This is a genomic window from Paenibacillus whitsoniae (genome assembly GCF_003955665.1).
Lineage (GTDB): Bacteria > Bacillota > Bacilli > Paenibacillales > NBRC-103111 > Paenibacillus_E > Paenibacillus_E whitsoniae.
On the sequence record NZ_RXHU01000135.1, the window covers coordinates 21,859 to 48,609 of the forward strand.

Sequence of the window (26,751 nt, forward strand, 5' to 3'; positions counted from 1 at the left end):
CCAATTACCGAACAGATGAAGAAGAAGATTATGATCCTAGATGGTGCCATGGGGACGATGATTCAGCAAGAGAATTTAACGGCTGATGATTTCGGCGGCGATGACCTGGACGGCTGCAACGAAATTTTGTGCGTCACTCGTCCAGATGTTATTCGCAAAATTCATGAAGCTTATTTTGCCGCTGGCGCGGATCTAATAGAAACTAACACATTTGGAACAACGAGCGTTGTTCTTGCCGAATATGATTTGCAGGACCGGCACCGCGAGCTGAATATGGCTGCAGCCAAGCTGGCGATTGAAGCTGCTGAGAAATATTCGACGCCGGAGTGGCCGCGTTACGTGGTTGGGGCGATGGGACCTACGACCAAGACACTGTCTGTTACAGGCGGGGTTACGTTTGCTCAACTCGAAGAGAGCTATTACCAACAAGCGTTGGCGCTTGTTGAGGCCGGCGTCGATGCGCTGCTGCTCGAAACGTCGCAGGATACGCTGAACGTGAAAGCAGGTAGCATCGGCATTCGCCGCGCGTTTGAAACGACCGGCATCGAGCTGCCGATCATGATTTCGGGAACGATTGAACCGATGGGGACGACGCTCGCGGGGCAGAATATCGAATCCTTTTACATCTCACTCGAGCATTTGAAGCCGATTTCGATGGGACTGAACTGTGCGACTGGACCGGAATTTATGAGGGATCACATTCGTACGCTTTCGGACATTGCAGAAACGGCGATCAGCTGCTATCCGAACGCAGGATTGCCGGACGAGAACGGTCACTATCATGAGTCGCCGGAATCGTTGGCCAAGAAGATGGCCGGTTTTGCCGAGCAGGGCTGGCTCAATATTGCTGGGGGCTGCTGTGGAACGACGCCCGCGCACATTCAAGCGATGGCTGAGACACTGGCGAATTACAAGCCGAGAACCCAATACGGCACGCATCCGCCTGCGATTTCCGGGATTGAGACGGTGTATATCGAGCCGGAGAACAGACCGATCATGGTCGGCGAACGGACGAACATTTCGGGTTCCCGTAAGTTTAAGCGCCTGATCAAGGAAGGCAAGTACGAAGAAGGCTCGGAAATTGCTCGGACCCAAGTGAAAAACGGAGCGCATATCATCGACATCAACTTGCAAGACACGGATGTGGACGAAGCGAAGGCAACGGAAGCGTTCATGCAGGAAGTTGTGAAAAAAGTCAAAGTTCCGCTTATGCTGGACTCCACTTACGATCATATTATTGAGCTTGGGTTGAAGTACTCCCAGGGGAAAGCAATCATCAACTCGATCAACCTGGAAGATGGCGAAACGAAGTTCGAGGGCATTCTGCCTTTGATTCATAAATACGGCGCTGCGGTCGTGTGTATCCTGATCGACGAGCGGGGCCAAGCGGTATCACGTGAAGCGAAGCTGGAGGTTGCGACGCGTGCTTACGAATTGTTGACAGAGAAATACGGGATGAACCCGGAGGATATTATTTTTGATCCGAACATGTTCCCGGTTGGCTCCGGCGATCCGCAATACATTGGTTCCGCTGTGGAAACGATCGAAGGCATCAAGTTGATCAAAGAGAAATATCCGAAGGCGAAAACGATTCTGGGTCTCAGCAATATTTCCTTCGGCTTGCCGGATGCAGGACGTGAGGTCCTGAACTCCGTCTATTTGTACCACTGTACGAAGGCCGGTCTCGACTATGCGATCGTGAACACGGAGAAGCTGGAACGTTACGCTTCTATTCCGGAAGCGGAGCGTCAACTGGCGGAAGAACTGATCTACAACACCAACGACGAGACGCTTGCGAATTTTGTTGCGCATTTCCGGGAGAAGAAGGTCGAGAAAAAAGAAAAAATTTCGAATCTGACCCTGGAAGAACGCCTTGCTTCCTATGTCGTTGAAGGTACCAAAGAAGGTTTGATTCCAGATCTTGAAATTGCGCTGCAGACGTATGCACCGCTTGAAATTATTAACGGACCTCTCATGAAAGGCATGGAGGAAGTCGGTCGTTTGTTCAACAATAACGAATTGATTGTCGCCGAGGTGCTGCAGAGCGCCGAAGTCATGAAAGCGTCCGTTACGTACCTCGAGCAATTTATGGAGAAGTCGGACTCCGCGGTCAAAGGGAAAATTATCTTGGCGACTGTGAAAGGCGATGTCCACGATATTGGGAAAAATCTTGTTGAGATCATCCTGTCCAATAACGGTTATCACATCGTGAACCTCGGCATTAAAGTACCGCCAGAGCAAATCATCGAGGCGTATCGCAGGGAGAAGGCGGATGCGATCGGTCTCTCCGGGCTGCTTGTCAAATCGGCGCAGCAAATGGTCGTCACGGCGCAAGATTTGCGTACGGCTGGCGTCGATGTGCCGATTCTGGTCGGCGGCGCTGCACTTACCCGGAAGTTCACCAAAACGCGTATTCAACCGGAGTACGAAGGCGTTGTGCTTTACGCGAAGGACGCGATGGACGGCCTCGATATTGCCAACCAGTTGACCGACCCGGAGCAGCGTCAGCGGCTTATTCAGGAGATTCGCGAGAGCATGGAGTCGGATGTGATGGAGTCTGCGAAAAAAGAAGAGAAGTTACCGCAGCTTACGCGCGTTAGTTCATCCGCCGTATCCAAAGACGTGCCAGTGCAAGTGCCGCAGGATACCGAACGTCATATTTTACGCGACTACCCAATCGGTCATCTTATGCCTTACGTGAATATGCAAATGCTCTTAGGGCACCATCTTGGGCTCAAAGGGAAAGTCGAGCAGTTGCTCAGCGATAAAGATACCAAAGCGCTTCAACTCAAGGATACGGTCGACTCCATCCTGCACGATGCGCAGCATAACGGCATTATCAAAGCGCACGGCATGTACCGGTTCTTCCCTGCGCAATCGAATGGCAATGATGTTATCGTGTACGATCCGAACGATACGACGAAAGTACTGGAGACGTTCACGTTCCCGCGGCAGGATAAAGAACCGTACCTGTGTCTTGCGGACTACTTGAAATCTGTTGACAGCGGGGAAATGGATTACGTCGGTTTCCTTGTGGTCACTGCGGGACACAATATTAATGAGCTTGCCAAAGCATGGCGGGATAAAGGAGACTACCTGAAATCTCACGCGCTGCAAGCGACGGCGCTTGAAGTGGCGGAAGGTTTTGCCGAGCGTATGCATCATATGATGCGTGACGTATGGGGCATTGCGGATCGGGTCGATATGACGATGCAGGAGCGTTTTGGAGCGAAATATATCGGCCAGCGTTTCTCCTTCGGATATCCGGCGTGCCCGAGCTTGGATGATCAAGCGAAGCTCTTTAATTTGCTGAAGCCGGAAGACATCGGTATTGAGCTGACCGAATCATTTATGATGGAGCCGGAGGCATCCGTTTCCGCGATCGTTTTCGCACACAAAGAGGCGCGTTATTTTAACGTTGGATAAGGTCGGATAGATTGGGGTAATGGTTTAGTGGAACTTTATTTTTTGGGTACGGGAGCCGGCATGCCGTCGAAGCAGCGCAATGTAACGTCAATTGCCTTGAATTTGCTGGATGAGCGCGGCACGTACTGGCTGTTTGACTGCGGGGAAGGCACACAGCATCAGATTATGCATTCCCCGGTGAAGCTAGGGCGGACGGAGATCCTGTTTGTGACGCATTTGCACGGCGACCATCTCTATGGTCTGCCAGGACTGCTCACGAGCCGCTCATACGTTGGCGGAGACACGCCTTTGAAAATGTTCGGCCCGAAAGGCCTCAAACGCTTCGTTGAAACGGCGCTTGAAGTTAGCGGCGCACATCTAGGGTACACGCTGACAATTGAGGAGCTTGATGAAGAGGGCGTCATTTTCGAAGACGACAAATTTATCGTGGAGACGGCGAGGCTGGAGCATCGTATCGAGTGCTTCGGCTACCGGATCACCGAGAAGGACTTACCCGGCAAGCTGATGATGGATAAGCTGAAAGAGCTTGGTGTTCCGGCGGGACCGCTCTATGGGAAACTCAAGCAAGGCGAGCAAGTCGAGCTGCCGGACGGCCGCAAGCTGGACGGCCAAGATTTCGTCGGCGCGCCGCTGCCGGGGCGGGTGGTCGTCATTTTGGGCGACACGCGGTACTGCGAAGGGGCGAAGCGGCTTGCACGCGGAGCCGATGTGCTCGTGCACGAAGCGACGTTCAGTCAAGCGAAGCAGGATTTGGCATACGCGTTCGATCATGCCACATCAATTGACGCGGCGCGCGTTGCGGAGGAAGCAGGAGCGAAGTCGTTGATTATGACGCATCTCAGCTCCCGCTATCAAGGCGATGACGTGGAGGAATTGCTGCTCGAGGCGAAAGCCATCCATGGCGACAGTTACATCGCCAAAGATTTATGGAGTTTTGAAATTCATCGAAAGATGTCGTAGTTTCTGGATATTTCCTAAAAATGATCCTTTCGCTCTGCAATTGGCAGCGCGAAGGGATTTTTTTATGATTTATCTTGCAAATCGTCGAAATATTCGCAGGAATTTGCGTACAATTCTCCGAATACATTCATACATTCATAGTAACGGTTACAGCGTCTGGAGAGCCCGGCCCATTCCACGTTAATCGAGGTGAAGGTATGGAAATTACACTTGCTGAAGTGCTGCTTTCTGTCTTTATTTCCTCGGTCTTTTTTATTATGTTGAAGGAGATACGAAAAACGTATAAAGATTCGGAATAATTCGAAATTTATGATTTTATACCCTGTTCACGGGAACGGGGGTTCTGTTACAATGATTGTAAACGCTTTAATGAAAGAGGGTGACCATAACGTATCCAGCGGCGAGACGAGCTGTACTTCCAATTCTCTTGTTTTTGGTTGCAGCGGGATTTGCCCTGATGTTTCATAAGACCGCATTCGCTGCGGAGATTCCAGTTTCACAGGGCAAATCGGCCGTTGCTTCAACTGTGACGGGTGCGACATATGGCGCAAATCAAGCGGTGGATGGCTTTATCGGCACGAAATGGCTTGCTTCATCTACCCAGCTTCCGCAGTGGCTGACCGTGGATTTGGCGCAGTCGGTACATATTAGCCGGGTGGAGACCGTGTTCGAGCATGTGGGTAGTTCTTATGCCTACAAATTAGAAACCTCGACAGACGGCATCAACTGGCAGATGTTTGCAGACAGATCGTCGAATACAGCGGTGAATTTTCCTTTTTACACGGATACCGGCGATGCTTCGGCTAGATTTATACGGCTTACAGTGGTCGGGGTCGGCTCACCCGGGGATCGGGCTGGGGTGTACGATTTGCGCGTATACAGTGCCAACAATCCGCTTGCACTGCTGTCTCAAACTAAAACGACGGCTGCCTACAGCAGTTTTTCAAACGCCTGGGGTTCGGATAAAGCTGTCGACGGCCAACTCACGACGAGTTGGGCGCCGAGCACAACCTCGCTGCCGCAGTGGTTGATCGTTGATATTGGCCAGCTTCGCAATGTGCAGCGCTTCGAGACGACATATGCAAATCCCAATGATGCATATGGGTATAAAATCGATTTTTCCATCGACGGCTTGACCTGGTACACGTTCGCTGACCGAACGGGCAATCTGCAGCAGGCAGAGCCGCGCTATGTCGATGAAGGCAATGTCACGGCACGGTATTTCCGACTGACAACCACTTCCGCTGAATCGGGATTATATGCCAATGTAGCCGAATTTCAAGTGTACGGCGTGAATGATAGCTTATCGCCTGGCACGACGTCTTATCACCATTTAGCCTTAAATGCGGCTTCTTATGCTGTGGGAGCAGGGGATACGAGTTCCGTTATGCTTTCCGGCGTCTATGCGAACGGCAGCTCGCAATCGATCTCGTCGGGGGCAACGTTTACCATTGCCGATACATCGGTGGCAACGGTCAGTGCGTCGGGTGTCGTGACAGGGGTTTCGCTTGGTACTACAACATTGACAGTCTCGTATAACGGTCTTACGACGACGGCTACTATTTCCGTAACATCCACGCTGTCCAATATTAATCGCATCGCGTTTGACAGTTATGCCTATTCGCTGCAAGCGGGTTCCAGCCGTTACCCTTACGTGGTCGCCTATAAAAGTGACGGTAGCACGCAGACGCTCACAACAGGATTGTCATTCGGCAGCTCGAACACGTCGATCGCTGCGATCAGCACGAACGGTACCATTACGGGTATCAATGTCGGTGTGGCTACGATTACGGTTTCCTATGGCAATTTTACAGCATCGGCAACTGTTACAATAACTTCGCAGGTATCTTGGTTAGAAGCCAGCGAAAGCAGTGTGACGATGAGCAAGGGCACATCGCGCAGTCTGTACATCCATGCCTACGACAATCAAGATAACATGACGGACGTCACCTCCGGCGCGACGCTTACCAGCTCGAACACTTCCGTTGTGAGTGTAGGCAGCAACGGGTATATTACGGCAGTCGCGGCCGGCACGGCTACGCTTACGGCTACTTACAGCGGGGCTTCCACAACGATCTACGTCACAGTGCAAATGGTGGATAATCAAGCGCCAACGTGGAATTATGGCTCGACGTTAACGGTGACAGTGGATACGGAGAATGCTGCAACGCTGAGTTGGACGGCTGCATCGGATAACGTCGGTGTAACCTCCTATCGCATTTACCGAGATACTGATCTACTGACGACGGTGAGCGGCAGCGAGCTTTCCACACAACTATCCGAGCTCACTGCAGGCAGCACGATGCATTTCCGCGTAGAGGCGGGAGACTTGGCGAACAATTGGTCCCAGAACGGACCGACGGCGGAATATACGGTTGCGGGCAAAATGCTGCTGCCAACGGGCAGTCCTACGTTGAATCTGACGGCTCAGGTGGAGCGGGTCAGCGGTCCGGATGGACATATGCGCTCAAGTGTCACGATAAGCGAAGCGGAGCTTTCCGGGGCGATAAGCTCGCTCAATAGCGGTCGAACGACGACACTGTCCGTACAGATGCAGGACTATCAGGATACTTCTGTGGTGACGCTGCCCTCATCTTGGCTGTACAGCTTGCAGGATACAGGAGACAGGGCCAATCTTCAAGTCAATTTGAATGATGTTAAGTTCACGATCCCGCTGCGAGTGTTTAAAAGCCACATCAGCCAAGCCGCAGCAAGGGACGGCCTGTTTCAGGTATATATCCGGCATGAAGCCGGGGAGATTGGGGCCGCCATCGCCAGCTATGTCTCGGAAACGGGAGGGACGTTGCTTTTGTCCAATCCGGTTGAGTTTCAGCTCCGTGCGGGTGGCAGCGACATTGCTAAGTACGGCTCCTATGTTGAGCGAAGCATCGTACTGCCAGGCTCGTCCTATTCCGGCAATACGACGGCTGCTCGCACGGAAGGGGATACCGGTAAGCTGACATTTGTACCGTCGGTGCTGACGAACGAGAATGGCCAGACGATGATTGTCATTAAAGACCAATTTGGCGGGTTATACACCATTATTCAAGCGGATAAAGCCTTCCAAGACATGCAGACGCATTGGGCCAAAACCGACGTAGAAAAGCTTGCCGCGAAAGACATTGTAGCGGGGGTGGATGAACAGCATTTTGCACCGGAAAAAGAAGTGTCCCGCGCCGAATTTGCAGCGCTGCTAGCCCGTGCCATGGGACTTCTTGCTACTGCCGGCGAGGCTGCGGCTGCTTTTTCCGATATTCAAGCTGGGGATTGGTTTGCAGGTCCGGTTGCCCTCGCTTCGACGGCGGGCTTGATTGACGGCTATGACGACGGCACCTTCCGGCCGTTAGATCAAGTGACGCGCGAGCAGATGGCCGTTATGATTCAGCGGTCCATGCAGATGGCCGGGCATGCGGTGGAGCCCAGCAATCAGGAGGCGGTGCTTGAGCCTTTCTCCGATCAAAACACGATCGACGGCTGGGCGCGAGAAGCGATTGCGGGCACGCTGGAACGGGGGCTGATGCAGGGTGTGACGGAAACGAATCTGAACCCGCATGCCAACGCGACGCGCGCGCAAGCTGCCGTCACATTAAGCCGGCTTTTGGTTTATTTGAATTTTATGAACTGAACAGGGTGCCAGAACCGTAGAATGCCTATTGAAGGCAGGCTGCGGTTCTTTGTTTATTACAAATTCTTCACAACACGAAAATAAGAGCTTAATAATCCTCTGCTAATCTGAACGTGAAAGACATTACTCGAGAGGCGTGAGGAAGATGAGCGGAGTACTTCTGAATACGGCGCCGGAGCCGGCTAGGCTGACGGTTCGATTGGCTAATTGCGACCGTGATATTGAGCAGGCGATGCGACTTCGTTATCAAGTTTTTGTGGAAGAAGAAAAAAATCTTCGTCTTCGCAATGAAGGGCAGCTTGAGGCTGACGTGTATGACGCCTTTTGCGATCATTTAATTGTTCAAGATCTGGACACGGAGCGAATCGTCGGTACGTATCGACTGCTGCCGGGAGATCGCGCACTCGACGGTATCGGGTTCTATTCGGAAACCGAGTTTGATCTTACCTCTTTTGAATCCAATAAAAGACATACCCTAGAGCTCGGCCGCAGCTGCATTGCGCCTGAATACCGCGGAGGCAGAGCGATTCAGCTGCTTTGGGAAGGTATCGCCGGCTATATTGCCGAACGCGACATCACGTATTTGGTTGGATGCGCCAGCGTCCATTTTCAAGCGCTTGCCGAATTGAACTTAATCTACTCCCTGCTGTGTCACAAGCAAGTGCTGACCGACCGCTTCGGCATTAAGCCGCTTACGACGCATCGTATTGCGGGACTCGAACGGGTTGACATCGCATCCAGCGAAAAAGAGCTGTTCCGCAGCTTGCCGCCTTTGATGAAGGGCTACCAGTGGCTGGGCGCGGAAATTGGCGGAGATCCAGCCTATGACGAGTTGTTCGGCACCGTTGATTTCTTCATTGTCCTGCAAAAGGACAAAGTGACGCGGAGATACAAACGGCATTTCTTAGCACCTTGATTTTTAGAGGAGGGGACCGGCTTGTATGAATGGATTGCAAAGCTGACCACGGGAGAAGGGCAAGGCTGGTTATGGCAAAAAGTTCTCTCGCTGCTGCCGGTCCGCATTGTTTTCGGGTTGTGTTCAATATTAGCGTATTTCACCATGTTTGCAGCCCGGAAGGGCATATTGGCTCAGATTAGCTGCAATATGGCGGATCTATTGGGCCCGATGTCCACTGCGCAGCTCCAATTACTAACCAGACAGTATGTGTGCAACGCCATGATTACGCTGTATGAGATCATTTTTCTATCGAAACGCCTTCCTCCTCTCGCGGCTAAGCTGTTTCAAGTGGATGGCGAGGCCCATCTGGAGGAAGCGCTCAAACAGGCGAACGGAAAAGGTTTTATCGTATATACGCCGCATGTGGGCAACTTCTTCTATTATTACTGGTATTTGTCGCGAAAATATGATTGCCTGACAGTTGCATCCGCCGGAAGTCCGGAGCTTAGGCCGATGTACCTGCAATTTCAAGCGATGGGCTGCCAAGGGCTTGATTACGATAGCATGCCGCCGCTGGAGCTGTACCGTACTTTGAAAAAGCATGTCAACCGCGGTGGCGTGGTGTTTTTGCTGGGAGATTTCTGGCGGCCTTCGTTTCCGGTTTCCCGGTTTTTCGGCCGGATGACTCGAACGCCGGAAGGCGCTGCGATGCTTACGTTGGAGCAGAAGGTGCCCATTGTACCGATGCACGGTTACCGGAGGCGGGACGGGAAACATCGGTTGGTCTTCCATGAGCCGCTGGTCTACAGCCAAAGCAATGCGCTTAATGGCCGGCAAGCGAGAGCCGAAGTGAATGTGGAATTAAATCGTTTTATGGAAAACGTGATTCGAGAGCATCCTGCAAGCTGGTTCTATTGGTTCAATGCCCACGAACGATGGGAGCAGGAAGCGGATATCAGAGATGTAGGCGACTCCAAGCTTGTGGAAAGTGCGGTAAGTTAATTCCGAATACTGAAGAGGAGGGGTGATGGACCTATGGATACGGCAAGTCATCTGTTATTTGGCGTCACGTTGGCTGGGTTAGCTTGCTTGGAACCTGCCGTCGTACAGGATCCATCTCTTGGGCACGCGATTCTTGCCGGCACGTTGATTGGGTCACATGCGCCGGATTTCGATGCCGTCGCCCGGCTGCGCGGATATGCGAATTATGTTAAAGTGCATCGCGGTATTACCCACTCGCTGCCTGCGTTATTGATTTGGCCGCTTGTGATTAGCCTGCCGTTAGCGGGAATTTTTGGCGTATGGGCGCATATGTTGAGCCTGTATGTATGGATTTTGGCTGCGGTGGTGTTTCACGTTGGGTTGGATCTTTTTAATGTATACGGTGTTCAGTGTTTGCGACCGTTTACGCGCAGGTGGCTGCACTTGGATACTCTGTGCTTGTATGAGCCGTTTTTGTTCGGCCTACATACGTTTGGCGCTGTGATTTGGCTCGCCGTCTGGCATGGCGCAGGGGGAGCGTATGTGGGCGAGATGTTTGCGCTGATCTATGCCGCAAGCTTCTTCTACATCTGCGTTCGCTTCAGACAGAGGAGCAGGTACATCGCAGGCGTGAGAAGTGAGCTTGGGCTGGCGGACGCCGTTTGTCATCTCATCCCGACACTCAGCTGGTTTAAATGGCAGTTTGTGGTGGAGAGCGAGAGCCATTTTTATCTAGGAGAAATTAGAAATGGCCGCATTCGGATCGAGGAACAATATGGCAAGCAGCCATACGGCAGCAGCTCTCATCCGGTGGTGCAGGCGACGATGACAGCGGCAGGCGTACGGGCATTTCTCCATTTTGCCCAGCGCATTCATGTGTCCTGGAAAGCGAAAAGCGACGGCTATGTCGTCGAATGGCGCGATGTTCGGTTCTGGCACAAGCGGAAGCTGCCGTTTGGCGTGGATGTGCAGTTGGATGAGAATCTAAATGTGGTCAGCGACAGCTTGGGCTGGAACAAGAAAGCTTGGGATCCGCCGTATGTATGACGAGGAAGCCTTACTCCGATGGGAGTAGGGCTTTTTATTTGTCTTCTTTTCCAAAGGAGTTTCGGCCGTTCCTGGCGAATTTATGGTACAATAGTCCTAGATACAAAATGGATTGTATAAGATTTCTGTTCCGACGGAAGGTGGCACCATATGAAAGTGAAAAAATCGCGCGACGAAGGCTTTACGCTCATCGAAGTATTAGCGGCGACGGTCATTTTATCGATCGCTTCGCTGGGGATGATGGCGTTTTTCCTGCATGCGATGTCGTACAACAAGGGCAATCAAAATAAAACGGTGATGATCAATCTGGCGAGAAATGCGCTTTTTTATATGGAGAAGCAGTCGTTTTCGGATTTGGAGACGTACTTCAATGGAAGTTCGGATTTGTCGTTGCCTAGTCACGATAAGATAGATTTATCGACTTCGGGTTGTACGGAAACGGCGGGGAGTTTGATTTGTCCTCGGGAGCATCAGATTTTATCCAAGTTTTATGGGATCGGGGATGTGTTTAATCCGGAAGTGAATGGAAAGTTGTATCAAGTCGTGGTTACCTATCAGGAAAGTCGCAAGCGAGATTATTTATTGCCAATTTCCGTCACAGTGAAGGACACATCGGGCTCAACGGATAGTATGCGTTATCAAGCGAATGTAGAGGGGGATATCGTCGATGAATCCATTCGTTAAGCTATGGCGAGAAGATAACGGATTGTCTCTGATTGAATTAATTGCTGTTCTGACTATACTCTCAATGGTGATGGGTACGATCTATGGCGTGATCACGTATGGATTTACAGCCTACAACAAAGTCACGGTTGAAAACTCGTTGAGAGATGAAGCAGATACGGTGATGTCTGCTATTATGACTGAGATGTATACGGTTGGACCTACGACAATTGAAAGTATTCCAAATGAAAATGGAATTCAGCTAACGCGTAAGGAAATTACAGGCAATACGATTACAGCGAATAGTCAAATCTACTTGGAAGCTCCTGATGCTGAGGGATTGGAAACAAAAACACAAGTGGTGATGGGAGATTACACGAAAAATCCCCCTGAAAGAAACATTGTTGAAATTAAATCAGATTTGAATGGCTCTCGAATTCAATTGGAATGCAACGGCATTGTTTCGTGCAACAGCGGACTAATTGTTGTCGATTTACACTTACAGCAAACGGACAATAAGGGTGTTGTGCATATATTAAACTTGAAAAGTCGATTCGGATTTTAGAAAGGAGGGGAGGCCGTATGCGATTACGTTGGAGAGACGAAAAAGGTGCGGCATTGTTGCTCGTTCTGTTCATCATCGTGGTATTCACGATGATTGGCATGGCTGTTATCAGCGCTTCCATTGGCGGAGCTGTCAGAACAGAAACGAAGCAAAAGGATGTTCAGAGCGTGCATCTGGCGGAGAAGGCATTGAATGAGGCAGTAGCGATCGTAAAGGGGAAGCTTGCGGGATATGAAACCATTAATTTGGATCAATTGCCTGCTGATTTAAACGATTGGTTGATTGATATAGAAAATCGGAACGGCGAGGTGAGAGAGGATTATGCGGAGCAATATGGGGAAGGTGAAGCGGGAATCGTAATACATGCGTTCCTGAACCCTGAAAAAAATGTTGATGAGGGTCGTCCTGTTATCACAATAACGTCGACGGCTACAATTAAAGGTGTTCAGCGTGTTCTGCAACAGGATATTGAAATTAATTCGTTTCCGGATATATTGAATTACGCAGCGGGCTCGGAGGAAGGTGATTTCGTCATTAACGGATCTCCTTATTTTTTGGGTTCCGACAACAACGGCGGTAATCTTTACGCGGGCAAAAAACTGCTAATTAAAAATCAGGCGGAATATTACTATCAAAGCGATGCGGTGAAAAAAGAAGGTACGACATTCCCGACTCTAAATGGCATTGCATATGTGCAGTCATTGGACAATATTCAGTACTGTGACTCCAGCCTTACGCCGCTTTGCGATAATTACAAATCGATCAAAGAGTTCAGCGGAGATGTCGAGGCGAAAGAAGCGAATCAAATATTACGTTGCGATAACATGAGTGAAGAGGAATGTCAAACCAAATTACAGATTAAAAACAAAAAAGATTTCATCGGCATTAATATGAAAGATTCCTTTGTGGATAAATTGACGGAGGCAATCGGCGGTTCAAAGGATGATCGCGAAAAAATTTCGAATCAATTTGCTAATAAAACGGCTGTTATGCAGTACTTGATATCCAGCGGGAAACTGGCGAAAATTAGTCCACTTAAGCCGAATGGTTCTGAAACGTCCGAGCAGATGGACACCTATACCACTGAAATGGCCGATTTTCAAAGTTATATTAATGGCGTTAATAAGAATGGAGAAGATTATCACGAAAAACTTGAGGCTTCGAGTCAAGGGTCTATCCTCTATCGTGGCGATTTTCATATTAACAACGAGGATTTTTCAAAGCTGGAATTCAGCACGGAAGCCAAGGAACACCACAGTGATGATAATAATAATGGGTTTGATGATAGTAATTGGTTTATTATTTTCGGAGATCTCGATATTAGCAATACGTCGAGAACACCGGTTAAGATTCGAGCGAATCTACTCGTCACAGGTAACGTAACCATTCGCGGGAAGGTGGATATGAACGCTACGCTGTTTACACTTGGTCAGACCGTGATTGAAGATGCCACAATTCGAGGTTTGGAGGAATTAGATAGTAAAGGCAATCCTGTACGAAAAGAATTAGTTCTTTTTAGTGCAGGAAGCATTCTGATTACAAGGGTTAACACCGAGGCGAATGGAACGTTTAAAAGAATTCCTGAGAACGGCTTTACGAGCGCAGTGGGCGCAATTGAAAGCGAAATTCAAATTTTGGATGCTTTTTTTTATACCGATTCTACAGCGGATCTGTATGGTGTTGGTTCCATCTTTTGGATAAATGGCGGTTTCTTCTCAAAAGGCAAACTGACGATCAACGCATTGCGAGGGAACGCTGACGTGACTTCGGACGAGTATATTGAGGGCGAGGGGAATCAAATCGGTCAATCGGCTATTGCTGGAGACAGAGCGAGATTTATCATCTCCTACAATAACTCGATTATCGAGGATCAAGCAGCGGCCCTTCCGAGAGTAAATACGGTTCAGTTAATTCGTGGCAAGCGTGTCATGCCTTAGGTAAATAAATGAAAGAAAAGGCTCAGAGCACAATGCTCTGAGCCTTTCTTTCGGATTAATACCGGTTGTTGTAAGTTTTTTGCGAAATCACATTGATGGTGACAGAGTCACTGATACTCGAATTGTTCGGATCGCTGACCGTAATGACAGCTGTCCCGACTTTCTCGCCAGTTGCAACTCCAGTTTCCTTATCGAATGTAACAACGTTCGGATCGGATACTGTCCATTGCAACTCGTCACGAACCTCGTCTTTGAGCAGGGAAGGTACGATGACAAGTGGTGTCCAAAGGTTGGTTGAATCTGGGTTGCCGTCCAATACTAGTGTAATCGGGCCTTCCGGTAAGAAGAGACCGGTTATCGATTGATTAACGGTAATCTCTTTCTCTTTGGATTTTCCACCGACCAGTACACGTACGATGACTTTTCCTCTTTGCTTGCCTTTCAAGCTAATTGTCGCACCTGACTGGTTGCTGAATTCACCGGTACCCGTTGTGCCTTCCTCAACAATAAACCATTGGAAGCCATCGTGTACAGCATCAGGACGTTCGATGACGGCTGTCAATTTCGTTGAATCGCCGACGTTGATCGAATCATGTTCTGCTGTAATATCAACGGAACGAACAGGGTTTGTGACATTGATTGTAAAGCTTGCGTTGTAGGTTTTGTCTTTATCGGTTGTTATCGTGATTGTACCGTGAACGACACCGACTTTGAGGCCGGTAAATTCCTTGTTGAAATCATCGGTGGAATTGGGATCAAGCGGGCTAATTGCCCCGTTGGGATCGTCAATATCCCATTTTACGTGCTTCACAGATTGGTTCGTAGATTCGAAGGAAGCTTTGATCTCAATCTTATCTCCAACTAGCAACGACGTGGGAGCATCTACACCCGCGCTGCCATTTAACACCAGCGAAACACCTGGTTGAATGACTTTTACCGTTCCCGTTGCCGTAAGTGTCGGATCGCTCTTCGCTACGATCGTTATTTGGGCTTCACCCACGCTTATCGCCTCGATATTGCCTGCTTGGTCAACGGTTACGTGAGAAGAATTACTCGACCATGTAAAATCATTTGGAATGATATTTGCCGGAAGAATGAGGGGTGCGAGTTGTTTCTTTTCATTAATATCAATCGTTGTATCTGGCAAATCAAGTGAGAATACCGTTACCTTGCTTGTAGCCTCGTAAGTGTTGCCTTTCGTTGAGACGAGCGAGACAGAAAGTGGAATATCTCCTGGCGATAAACCGGTGATGTAACGAATGTCATTGCTTTCAGCTTCGTTGGTTCTCCATCTCGCGTACTCATTGTTGCCTGGCTTCCATGATGTAGTAGCGATCTCCTCATTGACAGTTGTGAAGTTCAGTTTCAATTCCAACTCACTGCCGACACGAAGTAAATTGGACGGATGAGAGATGGAAAGTTTCGGCTGCATCACGGTAATCGTGGCTGATGCCGATTTGTTCGTACCATCCATCGTTATGGCGCTGATAGTTGCGCTGCCGACCGATTTACCTTTTACCGTGCCTGTCGTGCTATCAATAGTTAAAACATTCGAGTTGTTGGTACTCCAGCTCAATGCTTTATTCGTTACGTTAGCAGGAGTGAACGTTACAATTGGCGAGTAGTCCTCGTTAACGCGAATCGTTTTGTTACTCAAGCCAATGGATTGAGTTAAAACCGGCTTGACTGTAAAACTGAAAATCGCCGTGTAGGTGCTGCCAGCGTTTGTCGTAACGGTCAATGGAACATTTACGGTTCCCGCTGCAGTTCCAGTAACGATGCGTTTCATGTCGCCGTCTGTCTTCCAGTCTGCTTTGTCCCGATTGTCAGGCTCCCATGTAACACTCGCGATAGTCTCATTGACCGTTTGCAAGGTGGCTGCCAATGTTATGCTGTCACCTACGTAAACGCTTGTCGGACCGCTAATGGTCAACGACGGCTGCATAACCGTTACCTTCGCCGTCCCAGAAACATTCGATCCGTCCGTTGCACGAACGGTCAGCGTCGTTTCTCCAGCAGCCTTACCTGTTAGTACGCCGCTATCGCTGATCGAAGCAACATCATTGCGCGAAGATGTCCACGTAAAGTTAGGGTAGTCCGCATTCGAAGGTGAATAGGACGGCGTTAATTTAACGTTTTCTCCAACGCGAATCACTTTGTCCGAAATCGACACTGAACTGATCGGTATAAATACGCTGACGTTGTAATCTTTGGAATACGAGCGACCTTTGTCGGTCGTTACGCTTACAGTAACCGTGACCGTGCCTTTTTGGTTACCGGACAGCGTGCCTTTAATTTTATTATCGACTGTAAAATTGGCCACAGCTGGTTTGGATGAAGTCCAACTGACGGAGGTGACATTTTCATTGACGGATACCAATGCCGCAGTCAGGTCTATTGTAGAACCAACGGCTACTTGAGTAGGCCCGGTGATGTTCAACCCTGGTTGAATAACCGAAACGATGGCGGTCGCCACTAATCCACTGCCATCTTTGGCTGTAGCGGTTACAGTGGCCGTACCTGCGTTAAGCCCGGTAATTTCACCACTAGCATTAACCGTTACAGTGGCAGGGGTGTCGGATGCCCAAGTAAAGTCCTCATTTCGCTGGTATGTTGCATTCACCGGCAATATTTTAGGAATCAGCTTCGTCGTATCGCCTTTGGCAATCGTAACGTTGTCCAAAGTCAGGTTTGTCGCTTTCACGAAAGCCGTGAAGACCTTGTTCGAGAACAAGACGTTTTGATTCGTATTGGTTGCGTAGTCTTTGTAAGTCAGGTTTGCGTTAGAAAGTGAATAATCGCCGCTGTTTTTAGGCTTCACGACAACATTGAAAGTTGTATTGTCAGCCACAAATTGATTGCCATCTCTCCGGTAGGGAATGTCGGTAATATCCCCTTCAAGCGTGAAACCTGTTGCCAGCGATCCTGTCGCTGTAAGTGTGTTCGGCTTCGAAACGATTTCCAAATTCGCGGGTAGCACTTCCTTGAAATGCAGGCCGGTAATTTTTAGATCATCGACATTTGTAGCCGCGCTATAAGGCTTGGCAAGTGGTTTGATCGTGTAGTTGACCGTCACCGGTTGACCAACTTCAATTTTTTCCGTGGAAATCGTTCGTTCAGGCGTCAGCGTTGTCGAAGTAATCACTTTGACAGCTACGGATTTCGTTTCCATGGCACCTGATGAATCTCGCGTTGTCACAGTAATTGTCAAATCGCCGCCGCTGGCTGCAAGGGGATTCGTGAACGAGCGAGTGATGGTTTCACCTTTGTTCGTTTCTGTATCCGCAAGCATGGTATCTGTTTTGGAATGCCCGGCACTGTCTGTATAAGTGAACTTGACGTTAGAGATGACCTTCTTATCATTCAAATCCAGGTCGTCCGGTTTAAAAGTAACTGAAATCGGGCTGTTCGCCGAAATATAGTTTTTGCTCGTATTGTCGAATGGAGCAGGTGATAAGATGTCCAGCGTCGGCTTATGGTTGGAACCGATAAACGCGCGATACATCGTGTTGACGAAAAGCTGCTGCTCCCATTCGGGGAATGCGCTGTTCCGGGTCGAGTTCACGAAGTTGTGTCCCGTACCGGAGTATGTGACATTACCTTTGGAATAGGTGTAGTAATGGTTCCAGCTATCTTGAACATCCCGCGGTGAACCGTTGATATTGTACCACGGAATGATCGTAGGATCGTTAAGATCAAGTCGGAAGTATTGATCATGCGTCGTTGCAACTTGTGGTGTCATTTCACTAATGTAAAAAGGGAACTGGGTCAGCAATCCTTCATTCACTTTGACCGTCGAAGTGGATGTATTCGGTGCATTGAGACCCATATTAGTCATCGGGCTGAGCTGTCCGGTTGCAGTTTGGAAATATTTGATCCAAGTCTGATTGCCTTGATACACGGTATCATGTGTAAACATGACGCCTTGTCCGGTGCCAATGTACGCTTGTACAGCAGCTGCCGCTGTCTCTGATATATTAGCCGTGCCGTTATACGAGTCGTTGAATCCGAATATGACCATGTCATACTTACTATTCAATTGACTGTATTCCGTGGAGTTGAACGTAGTGAAGTCCATTACTGTGATGTTAATTTTGTAATCGTTGGTGTTCAGATAGCTTTGATTCATGTTAGCGGAATCTTTCAACGAGCTCTTGCTGTTTGTTGAATTCGGAAGCACTTGCAGCACGTTAATCGTCGGTGGCTGATCTTTGAATCGGAAAACGCCCGATACCGCATCCTTGAGCTTGCCTGTGCTAGTCGTATCTACTAGCTCTAGTCGCCAGTAATACAAACCGGAGTAACCTTTAGGCAGAGTGAAGCTGATGGTGTTGTTCTTGAGCGAGGTCACAGCCTTCGATTGAACCAGATTCGATGCCTGGAATTTCAACACACTGTCTATTCCCAAATAAAGGTTAGCCACCAGATTGCGCTGCTCCAGGTTACGCACATTGGAGACGTTGAATGTATAGGTGAGCGTGTCGCCGGGCGAGAAGGAAGAACTGCGATTCGCGCTGGCCGAGTAGTCGGTTGGCTGCCCTGTAAGGTTCAGCTGCGGTCTGACATTGGCTGCAGTCAATAAGTGCGTTTGCCCCAGAAAAGCGCTCAACGAATTGATCTGTGTTTGGTTCACCGCAATGACATTGCTGACAGGTGATGATACATAGGTATTGAAAAGGTTGTATAAGTTGCCTTTGCTTTGGTTCCAGGTGCCGTTGTTCAGATAGCCTTGATAAATTGGGCCGCGTTTAGCAGAATTATCATTATAATAGATGACCGGAAGACCCTTGGTTATGTATTTGTCTTTAATTTCTGTCGCTTTTAACTGTGTAATATCGTTCTCTTTGTAACGGGTGTTGTGATTGTTGCCAGTCTCCGATGTCGGGTTGAACAAGCTTTTGCCAAAATAGATGGCATCGTATTTCCCGTCAAGCTCATCGCGAAGGGCAACGAACGTTTTAATTGAAATCGTTTCAAGCTTAAGATTGCTGTTCGTGCCGAGCAGGTTTTTCAGATCGGATACGATGGTATCCGTGTCGCCGCTGGACGGTTTGTCCAAATCCTTGATCTCAAGAATTTTGAGCGGCTTTGTGAGATCGAAATAAGTGAGTGCGAATTTCTCTTTGTCCGTAATGGACGAGGAACTTGGCGACATGGAGGTTGAATCGTTCGGTGCTGTCACATAGCCGTAGCCGGTTACCATTGATTGGAAAGAAACCGTACCGTCCGCATTCGAACTCATTGTGAATTTTTGATTGTCAGCTACGGAAGACGAGTTGGCTTTTAGCGGATTATTCTTGCTGGAGTCAACGGAAACATAGTTCCCACTCGCCCTCGATTTCAGCGCATATTTCCCATCACTCTGTTCGATCAAGTCAAATAATTCCCCAAACCAGGGATCGTCTGCATTTGCTTTCAAACTTGAGCCGCCGTCCTGCCCCGCTGACACGTACTTCCCATTCGACGCCTTAAGCGCGACGGTAACGCTGTCTCCGCTGGCTGCCAATGCGCGAGGCGTTAATGGTGTACCCGCGAGACTGAACAGTGAGGCAAGCAATGTAACGATTAGAACCATACTGATCTTCTTAAAGGCGCTTGACAACATAATCTCTCCTCCTTTTTCTATCTGTTATATGTATGAGACTATTTTACTACTTTTTCGGCATGAAAGCATACAGTTTGTGCACATAAAATCGAAAAATATTTTAATTTTTGGCAAAGAAATAAATAATTCACGTCGCTCCTAGCGCGAAATAAGGAGGACTTTCAAAAGTTTTCAAGAAAATATATACGGAATGTATCCAGTGTAGTATAATTCCATTGGAACATATGGGTATTTATACCTACTTAATGATGGTTATCGGAGTTGAACGCGTATGGCGCTAGTGAGAAAAAGACTAGGGGATTTGTTAGTCGAAAGCGGAATTATTGCGGAGGCTCAACTTCAAGAAGCGCTTCAGGAGCAGCGGAAAACAAAACAGAAACTCGGCGATCTGCTGATAACGCAAGGGTATATTACTGAGCAGCAGCTAATTGAGGTACTGGAGTTTCAACTTGGGATTCCGCATGTCAGCTTGTTTAAATATCAGATCGACCCGGAGATTACCAAAATCATTCCGGAAAGCATGGCCAGACGCTATCAAGCCATCCCGCTGCAAAAAGAGGGCGGTAAGCTGATGGTCGCCATGGCGGATCCGCTGGACTATTTTGCCATTGAAGAAATGCGGATGAGCACAGGTTATCGGATCGAGCCGGCGATTACGAGTCGGGATGAACTGCAGCGCGCAATTGCCCGTCATTATGGCCTTCAAGATTCCATGAGCCAGATGATGACGGATATGCCGACGACCGAAGACATCAAAGAGACGGAAATCACCGATGAAGATTCGCCGATTGTTCGGCTCGTGAATCAAATGATTCAACAAGCGGTTCAGCTCAAAGTATCCGATATTCACGTGGACCCCGGCGAGGCGAATGTGATGATACGGTATCGCGTTGACGGCCATCTCCGAACGGAACGGGTCATTCCGAAGCAGATGCAAGGCTTTATTACCGCAAGGCTGAAAATTATGGCCAAGCTGAACATCGCGGAGCGACGCCTTCCTCAGGACGGACGCATCAAAATGCAGGTCGACTTCAAGCAAGTCGATATTCGGGTATCCTCCTTGCCAACTATTCACGGGGAGAAAATCGTGCTCCGGCTGCTCGATCTTTCAACAGGCGTCAAGCCAATTGAGCAATTGGGCCTGAATGACCACAATCTGCATGTGTTCCGGGATATGATTGAGCAGCCTTACGGGATTTTGCTCATTACGGGGCCGACAGGAAGCGGGAAAACGACGACGCTGTACTCCGCTTTGAATCATTTAAATCAGGAAAATGCCAACATCATCACGATTGAAGACCCGGTCGAGTATCAACTGCAGGGGATTAACCAGGTGCATGTTAACCCGACAATCGGGTTAACGTTTGCGGCGGGGCTGCGCTCAATTTTGCGGCAGGATCCGAACATCGTCATGGTCGGGGAAATTCGGGACTCCGAAACGGCGGAAATTGCCATCCGGGCGTCGCTTACGGGTCATCTCGTTTTATCCACATTGCATACCAACGATTCCGTCAGCACCATTACCCGTTTTCGCGACATGGGCGTCGAGCCTTACTTAATTGCTTCGTCACTGATCGGTGTTGTGGCACAGCGGTTGGTGCGGCGAATTTGCACGGAATGCAAGGTTGCATATACGCCTACAGAGCAGGAGCAGTTTTTTATGCGCAACAAAGGGATTCACGTTGACAGGCTTCACAAAGGAACGGGCTGTGGAAACTGCAATCGGACAGGATACCGGGGACGGTTTGCCATTCATGAGATTTTGGTGGTCAATGAAGAGCTTCGCAAATTGATCAGCAATAAAGCGTCCGTGCAAGAAATGCGAACGGCAGCGCAAGCGAACGGTCTCATTCAGTTGATGGACGACGGCATTCAGAAAGTGAAACAAGGCTACACGACATTACAAGAAGTTATCCGGGAAACCGTTGCTTATTAATGTGAAGGGGGGTGGAAAAAGGTGTCAGGTTCATTAGATCGGATCATTAGTTTATTGAAGCATGCGCACGAGTCGAAAGCATCGGATTTACATTTGTCAGTCGGTTCTCCTCCGGTGCAGCGCGTTCACGGCACCTTGCAGCCGATCGGAGCAGAACCGCTTCAGGCGGAAGAAACACGCGGTATGGCGGAGGCTTTGCTGAGCGGTGAGCAGATCGAACGTTTTCATCAGGCGGGAGAACTGGATTTTTCCTATGAGCTGGAAGGCTGCTCAAGATACCGGATCAATGCGTATCGACAGCGGGGGCGTGTAAGTGTTGCGATTCGAACGATTCCCAGAACGATTCCATCGCTGGAACAGCTTCAACTTCCGCATGTTATCTCCACACTCGCGCTCAAGCCGCAAGGTTTGGTGCTGGTCACAGGGCCGACAGGAAGCGGGAAGTCTTCGACGTTGGCAGCCATGATTGACTACATCAATCGTAAGGAAAAAAAGCATATCGTGACGCTGGAAGATCCCATCGAGTTTCTCCACACGCATTCGTCGTCGATAATTGATCAGCGGGAAATAGGCAGCGATACACGTTCGTTCTCGAACGGCCTCAGGGCGGCGCTGCGCCAAGATCCGGACGTCATTCTGGTCGGCGAGATGCGCGATTTGGAGACGATTTCGGCGGCGGTTACGGCAGCGGAGACGGGGCACTTGGTTTTTGCGACTTTACATACGACGGATGCGCCGCAAACGATTGATCGGATTATCGATGCATTTCCGGCGCATCAGCAAGGGCAAATTCGCGTGCAGCTTGCCGCCGTTCTTGTGGCGGTCATCTCGCAGCGGCTGTTCCCGAAGCCTGGCGGTCAAGGGCGGACCTGCGCAACGGAGATCATGATAAATACGCCGGCGGTCGGCAATTTGATCCGTTCGGAGAAGATTCATCAGATCAAAAGCATCATGCAAACAGGCCGCAGCCAAGGCATGCATACCCTTGAAATGGCCATAAAGGAGCAGATGCAGCAAGGACTCATCGATCCGATTGCGGCAAGGGCCTATTTGGCTGAGGGCGGTGCGTTGTAATGTCCGATTTTATCTATGAGGTCAGAGGAAGCGGCGGGAAGCAGTTAAGAGGAAAAATATCCGCTGCAGACAAGCCGACGGCTGTGCAGGAGCTGCGCAAGAAAGGCTATGTCGTTCTTTCCGTGAAGGAAGAGCAGTTCCGGGCGTTAAAAAAGGACATTTACATCGGCAATCCTGTCAAAACGATTCATTTCATCGTCTACTGCCGGCAATTCGCTACATTAATTCGCGCGGGCGTGAATATCGTGGAGGCGACGAGAATTTTGGCGGCGCAGACGGAGAGTAAGGCACTGAGAGTCGCCCTGACGGATGTCGCTTCGAGTATCTCGAAGGGAGTATCCTTTTCGCAGTCGATTGCAGAACACCGGCGTATTTTCCCGCCTATGTTTATTAACATGGTACGCGCAGGCGAAGAAACGGGGGACTTGGAAGGAACGCTGGAGCGGCTTGCCAAGTTTTTTGAGAAAGAGCATGTGACCAAAGAAAAGATCAAGTCAGCGATGACATACCCGGCGACGGTTGGGGGCCTATCGATTGTGGCGGTTGTGTATTTGTTAAAATCCGTCGTACCGCAGTTCGTCAGCACATTTGAATCGCTTCACGCGGAGCTGCCGTGGATTACGCGTTTTGTTCTTGGCGTCAGTAACAGCATTCAGCATCAATGGGTGACTTGGTTAATCGTAGTTGCAGCCGTCGTTCTTGTGTATCAGGTTGCGCAAAGGAATGAGAAAGGCGCTTATGCGATTGACTATATGAAGCTGAAAATTCCGATTTTCGGCAAGCTGAAGCTAAAAGGCTCTGTGGCGCTGATGACGCGCACGTTGTCTTCGCTCTACTCAAGCGCAGTACCTGTCCTGCAGTCGCTCGCGATCGTGGAAGAGGTCGTTAACAACAAAGTCATTGGCAGCTTTATTCGCAAGTCGGCCGATTCGCTTCGTCAAGGAAATCCGTTATCCGAGCCTTTGAAACACGCGTGGGTGTTCCCGCCTCTAGTAACGCAGATGATTGCAATTGGTGAGGAAACGGGAGCCTTGGATCAAATGTTGGAGAAAATCGCTGATTTCTACGAAATGGATGTCGAGAATACGGTGGATCGTTTGAAATCCCTCTTGGAGCCGTTATTGCTCGTGGTCCTGTCGGGGCTGGTTGGCGGTATTGTCGCAGCGATCATGCTGCCGATGTTTAGTATGTATGGCAATTTAGGTTGAGATTAAATAGGAGGATGGAACTATGCTGATTAAAATGATGAATCGTTTGAAAAAGGAAGAGAAGGGTTTTACGTTGGTTGAGCTCTTGGCGGTAATCGTGATCTTGGCAGTTATTGCGGCGATTGCGGTGCCCTATATTTTGGGGGTAATTGAGAAATCGAAGAAGAGTGCGGATGTGGCTACATTCCATCAAGTTTACGAAGCTGCAAGATTATATGTCACATCTGAAAATATCGATATTTCTTCCTCAACGCCTAAAGTTATTAAAGTTCAAGGTGATCTAATAGCTCATAAATATCTTGATCCCGGTATTGTACTACCTAGCAGTAAACTCAAAATATTGCTTGGCAAAGTTACCTTTACCTCTGGAGCACTGACATCCATTCAAATTGGAACAGGTGAAGATGATACTTCAACTGAATCATGGACACTTGATGGCCCCTCTGCGGTTTCAAGTACAGGGGAAACGGTTAAAGATACAACTGTTCTAACATCTGAAAGCTAATATTGTTTTATCGCAATAAAAAGGAATCGGTCCATTCCGATTCCTTTTTTAAAATCAAAGAAAGCGGCCCCAAACCATGAACGCACTCATCGCTTGTTATGTTTTCATCCTTGGCCTCGTCCTCGGTTCATTCTACAACGTTGTGGCGCTTCGCGTGCCAGCCAAACAATCCATTGTCAAACCGCCATCGGCATGCCCGTCGTGCGGAACGCAACTGAAAACAAGGGACCTCGTCCCGGTGTTTTCTTATCTTTTTAGCCGGGGAAAGTGTCGGCATTGTCAGTCCAAGGTCTCGATCCTCTACCCAATTGGAGAGCTGGCTACTGGCCTTTTATTCCTGTGGGTGTATGTAACATACAGTATAAGCTCAGAAACGATCGTAGGCCTTACACTCGTCAGTTTATTAGTAATCATTACGATCTCGGATTTGAAATATATGCGAATCCCGAATCAAGTACTGCTCTTCTTTTTGCCAATCGTAATCCTTCTGCGCCTCTTCGTGCCTGGTAACCAAGCATGGTGGAGTTATGCGTTAGGAGCTGTGGTCGGCTGTGGCATCATTGTGCTGATCGCACTCGTGACGCGCGGCGGCATGGGGATGGGCGATGCGAAGCTGCTATTTGTCTGCGGAATTGTGCTGGGGTGGTCGCATATTCTGATTGCTTTTGTCCTGGCGTGCTTGCTGGGAAGTCTCCTCGGCGGCGTTCTGCTGCTTAGCGGCATTATCAAACGAAAACAACCGATTCCATTCGGGCCTTATTTGGCGGCGGGTGTGCTGATTGCCTATGGCTATGGATCGGATCTGATACAGGTATACCTGAATTTACTTGGATAGCGGGATGTGATCATGATGCTCGGCTTTGGAAAAAAAAGAATCGGGATTACCATTGATCCTACGGGCGTTCGATACGTTTCCGTCAAAAAGAAAAAGCAGTGGGAGATCGGAAAAAGCGGCTCTATGCCGATTGCCCCCGGAATCATTATTGAAGATCAGATCATGAATGCCGACATGCTGGGCCACCAAGTGAAGGAATGGGTGAAAGCTGAGAAGTTGAGGGGATGGGCGGCGACGATTGCGATCCCGACCTCTCAAATCATTATCCGCAAAATGAAAATCCCGAGCATCAAAGCGACGGAGCTGCGCCAACTGGTGGATCTTGAGGTGGAGACCGCGCTGCATTTGCCTTTCGAGGATCCGATCTATGATTTCGTGCAGGTGGGGCAGGATCAGGAAAGTACGCAAGTGCTAGTATTTGCGGCGCCGAAGAAGCTGATTGCGAGTTATGTGAGTCTTTTTGAGGCGGCGGGCGTGCATGTCAAAGCGGCTGAAATCTCGGCTTCGGCCCTCACAAGGGCGATCGCATCAATGCAAGAGGCGTCGTTCGAAGAAACGATGCTGATTTCTTTGGAGCCCGGTTCGCTGGAAGTATATATGCTGCAAAAAGGCAATCCGATTTTCATGCGTACGATTACGCTGATGGAATACGCGAACAGTCAGGAAGAGAAGTTGTCTGCGGATCAGATCGGGGAAATTATCGCCGAAATTTCAAGAATGTTGAGCTTTTACCAATACAGTATTCAGGAAGGCAACAGCCGCATTTCGCAAATTCTGGTGACTGGGGCGAACGAAAGCCGCGTTCAACTGGTGAATGAATTGCAGCAAGCGCTAACGGAGATCAGTGTCGAGGCGATTAACTTCGACTTGCTTACGACAAGTAAAGTGAAAGATTTTGAGGCAAATGCGTTTAGAACCTCGATCGGGGTCGCGATGCTGCAAAAAGGACAAGCGTTCATCAACCTGCTGCCGCATCGTCAAACGGAGACGAAGGTGAAAGCTTTTGTATTCATGCTTTTTGCGATTGCGTGGCTGGCTTGTACGGTTCTTAGCGGGACCACCTATTGGACCAATAAAAAGGAAATTGCCTCGAATTCAACGAAGATTGCCCAATTGAACACACAGCGCGCGGCAGCGGAAGCCAAGTTGACCAAAAAGCCCGATGCCGCCTCGGACCCTGCCGCGTTTATTGCGGCTACGAAAGCATCGCGCAAGGATGTCGTTGCGACGGTAAATACGCTGATGAAGACGCTGCCTCCGGATGCGCATGTGAGCACGTTGGCTTTTGCCTCGGATTCGCAGATTACGCTATCGGTACTGTTTGCACGAATGGAAGATTCGGCGCGCTATTTGTTTGATTTGCGGAAATTGAACCTGGGCGAGTCGGTGCAATTGCTATCGATCTCGGAAACGTCAGGTGGGGCGAATACGGCGGGGGGCAGTGCGTCAGATGCCGTTGGAACGTCTGCAAACACACAAGGGACTA

16 protein-coding genes are annotated in these 26,751 nt (G+C 49.3%); 15 read left to right on the forward strand and 1 reads right to left on the reverse strand.

Translation table 11 applies throughout. The features are described 5' to 3' along the window. Window positions 1-15: 15 nt before the first annotated feature. The 9 genes from metH to EJQ19_RS30945 all read left to right on the forward strand — a co-directional run bounded on the left by metH (window position 16) and on the right by EJQ19_RS30945 (window position 14,102). Entirely contained in the window at window positions 16-3,426 is a 3,411-nt protein-coding gene (gene metH, locus EJQ19_RS30905) for a methionine synthase (RefSeq protein WP_420901711.1), read from the forward strand. A 27-nt stretch (window positions 3,427-3,453) separates the two neighbouring features. After that, a complete protein-coding gene (rnz, locus tag EJQ19_RS30910) occupies window positions 3,454-4,386 on the forward strand; it encodes a ribonuclease Z (RefSeq protein WP_126145056.1) in 933 nt (310 codons plus the stop codon). Window positions 4,387-4,843: 457 nt separating this feature from the next. Beyond that, complete coding sequence (locus tag EJQ19_RS30915) at window positions 4,844-8,011, forward strand: S-layer homology domain-containing protein (RefSeq protein WP_126145057.1); 3,168 nt, start codon at window positions 4,844-4,846, stop codon at window positions 8,009-8,011. Between the two features lie 145 nt (window positions 8,012-8,156). Beyond that, window positions 8,157-8,927, forward strand: a complete 771-nt coding sequence (locus EJQ19_RS30920; RefSeq protein WP_126145058.1) for a GNAT family N-acetyltransferase — start codon at window positions 8,157-8,159, stop codon at window positions 8,925-8,927. A 21-nt stretch (window positions 8,928-8,948) separates the two neighbouring features. Continuing rightward, window positions 8,949-9,911, forward strand: coding sequence for a lysophospholipid acyltransferase family protein (locus EJQ19_RS30925; RefSeq protein ID WP_126145059.1), 963 nt, complete (start codon window positions 8,949-8,951; stop codon window positions 9,909-9,911). A 33-nt stretch (window positions 9,912-9,944) separates the two neighbouring features. After that, a complete protein-coding gene (locus EJQ19_RS30930) occupies window positions 9,945-10,937 on the forward strand; it encodes a metal-dependent hydrolase (RefSeq protein ID WP_126145060.1) in 993 nt (330 codons plus the stop codon). A gap of 150 nt (window positions 10,938-11,087) precedes the next feature. After that, complete coding sequence (locus tag EJQ19_RS30935; RefSeq protein ID WP_126145061.1) at window positions 11,088-11,621, forward strand: prepilin-type N-terminal cleavage/methylation domain-containing protein; 534 nt, start codon at window positions 11,088-11,090, stop codon at window positions 11,619-11,621. Continuing rightward, a complete protein-coding gene (locus EJQ19_RS30940; RefSeq protein WP_126145062.1) occupies window positions 11,605-12,165 on the forward strand; it encodes a prepilin-type N-terminal cleavage/methylation domain-containing protein in 561 nt (186 codons plus the stop codon). The genes EJQ19_RS30935 and EJQ19_RS30940 overlap by 17 nt, the downstream gene beginning before the upstream one ends. A gap of 17 nt (window positions 12,166-12,182) precedes the next feature. Further along, window positions 12,183-14,102 carry a hypothetical protein gene (locus tag EJQ19_RS30945; protein ID WP_126145063.1) on the forward strand — a complete coding sequence of 640 codons (1,920 nt, stop codon included), beginning with the start codon at window positions 12,183-12,185 and terminating at the stop codon, window positions 14,100-14,102. A gap of 55 nt (window positions 14,103-14,157) precedes the next feature. Here EJQ19_RS30945 and EJQ19_RS30950 read toward each other — a convergent pair whose 3' ends face one another. Beyond that, a complete protein-coding gene (locus EJQ19_RS30950) occupies window positions 14,158-19,707 on the reverse strand; it encodes a DUF5057 domain-containing protein (RefSeq protein WP_126145064.1) in 5,550 nt (1,849 codons plus the stop codon). Between the two features lie 271 nt (window positions 19,708-19,978). Here EJQ19_RS30950 and EJQ19_RS30955 point away from each other — a divergent pair, with 271 nt between their 5' ends. From EJQ19_RS30955 to pilM, 6 genes are all read left to right on the forward strand, one after another. Further along, window positions 19,979-21,643 (forward strand): GspE/PulE family protein, encoded by a 1,665-nt coding sequence (locus EJQ19_RS30955; protein ID WP_126145065.1) that lies wholly within the window; start codon window positions 19,979-19,981, stop codon window positions 21,641-21,643. Window positions 21,644-21,664: 21 nt separating this feature from the next. Then, window positions 21,665-22,717: a type IV pilus twitching motility protein PilT gene (locus EJQ19_RS30960; protein WP_126145066.1), complete on the forward strand. Its 1,053-nt coding sequence runs from the start codon at window positions 21,665-21,667 to the stop codon at window positions 22,715-22,717. Beyond that, complete coding sequence (locus EJQ19_RS30965) at window positions 22,717-23,925, forward strand: type II secretion system F family protein (RefSeq protein WP_126145067.1); 1,209 nt, start codon at window positions 22,717-22,719, stop codon at window positions 23,923-23,925. The genes EJQ19_RS30960 and EJQ19_RS30965 overlap by 1 nt, the downstream gene beginning before the upstream one ends. Window positions 23,926-23,947: 22 nt before the next feature. After that, window positions 23,948-24,430, forward strand: coding sequence for a type II secretion system protein (locus EJQ19_RS30970; RefSeq protein ID WP_126145068.1), 483 nt, complete (start codon window positions 23,948-23,950; stop codon window positions 24,428-24,430). Window positions 24,431-24,506: 76 nt separating this feature from the next. Continuing rightward, a complete protein-coding gene (locus EJQ19_RS30975; protein ID WP_126145069.1) occupies window positions 24,507-25,265 on the forward strand; it encodes a prepilin peptidase in 759 nt (252 codons plus the stop codon). A gap of 12 nt (window positions 25,266-25,277) precedes the next feature. Continuing rightward, a partial coding sequence (gene pilM, locus EJQ19_RS30980) for a pilus assembly protein PilM (protein WP_126145070.1) occupies window positions 25,278-26,751 on the forward strand: 1,474 nt, incomplete at its 3' end.

Bases quoted from the DNA above. Each gene is read 5' to 3' on its own strand.
- EJQ19_RS30935 (WP_126145061.1), top strand. From the start codon at position 11,088: ATGAAAGTGAAAAAATCGCGCGACGAAGGCTTTACGCTCATCGAAGTA.
- EJQ19_RS30975 (WP_126145069.1), top strand. From the start codon at position 24,507: ATGAACGCACTCATCGCTTGTTATGTTTTCATCCTTGGCCTCGTCCTC.
- EJQ19_RS30955 (WP_126145065.1), top strand. From the start codon at position 19,979: ATGGCGCTAGTGAGAAAAAGACTAGGGGATTTGTTAGTCGAAAGCGGA.
- EJQ19_RS30940 (WP_126145062.1), top strand. From the start codon at position 11,605: ATGAATCCATTCGTTAAGCTATGGCGAGAAGATAACGGATTGTCTCTG.
- EJQ19_RS30965 (WP_126145067.1), top strand. From the start codon at position 22,717: ATGTCCGATTTTATCTATGAGGTCAGAGGAAGCGGCGGGAAGCAGTTA.
- EJQ19_RS30945 (WP_126145063.1), top strand. From the start codon at position 12,183: ATGCGATTACGTTGGAGAGACGAAAAAGGTGCGGCATTGTTGCTCGTT.
- metH (WP_420901711.1), top strand. From the start codon at position 16: ATGAAGAAGAAGATTATGATCCTAGATGGTGCCATGGGGACGATGATT.
- EJQ19_RS30915 (WP_126145057.1), top strand. From the start codon at position 4,844: ATGTTTCATAAGACCGCATTCGCTGCGGAGATTCCAGTTTCACAGGGC.
- EJQ19_RS30950 (WP_126145064.1), bottom strand. From the start codon at position 19,707: ATGTTGTCAAGCGCCTTTAAGAAGATCAGTATGGTTCTAATCGTTACA.
- EJQ19_RS30970 (WP_126145068.1), top strand. From the start codon at position 23,948: ATGCTGATTAAAATGATGAATCGTTTGAAAAAGGAAGAGAAGGGTTTT.
- EJQ19_RS30930 (WP_126145060.1), top strand. From the start codon at position 9,945: ATGGATACGGCAAGTCATCTGTTATTTGGCGTCACGTTGGCTGGGTTA.
- EJQ19_RS30920 (WP_126145058.1), top strand. From the start codon at position 8,157: ATGAGCGGAGTACTTCTGAATACGGCGCCGGAGCCGGCTAGGCTGACG.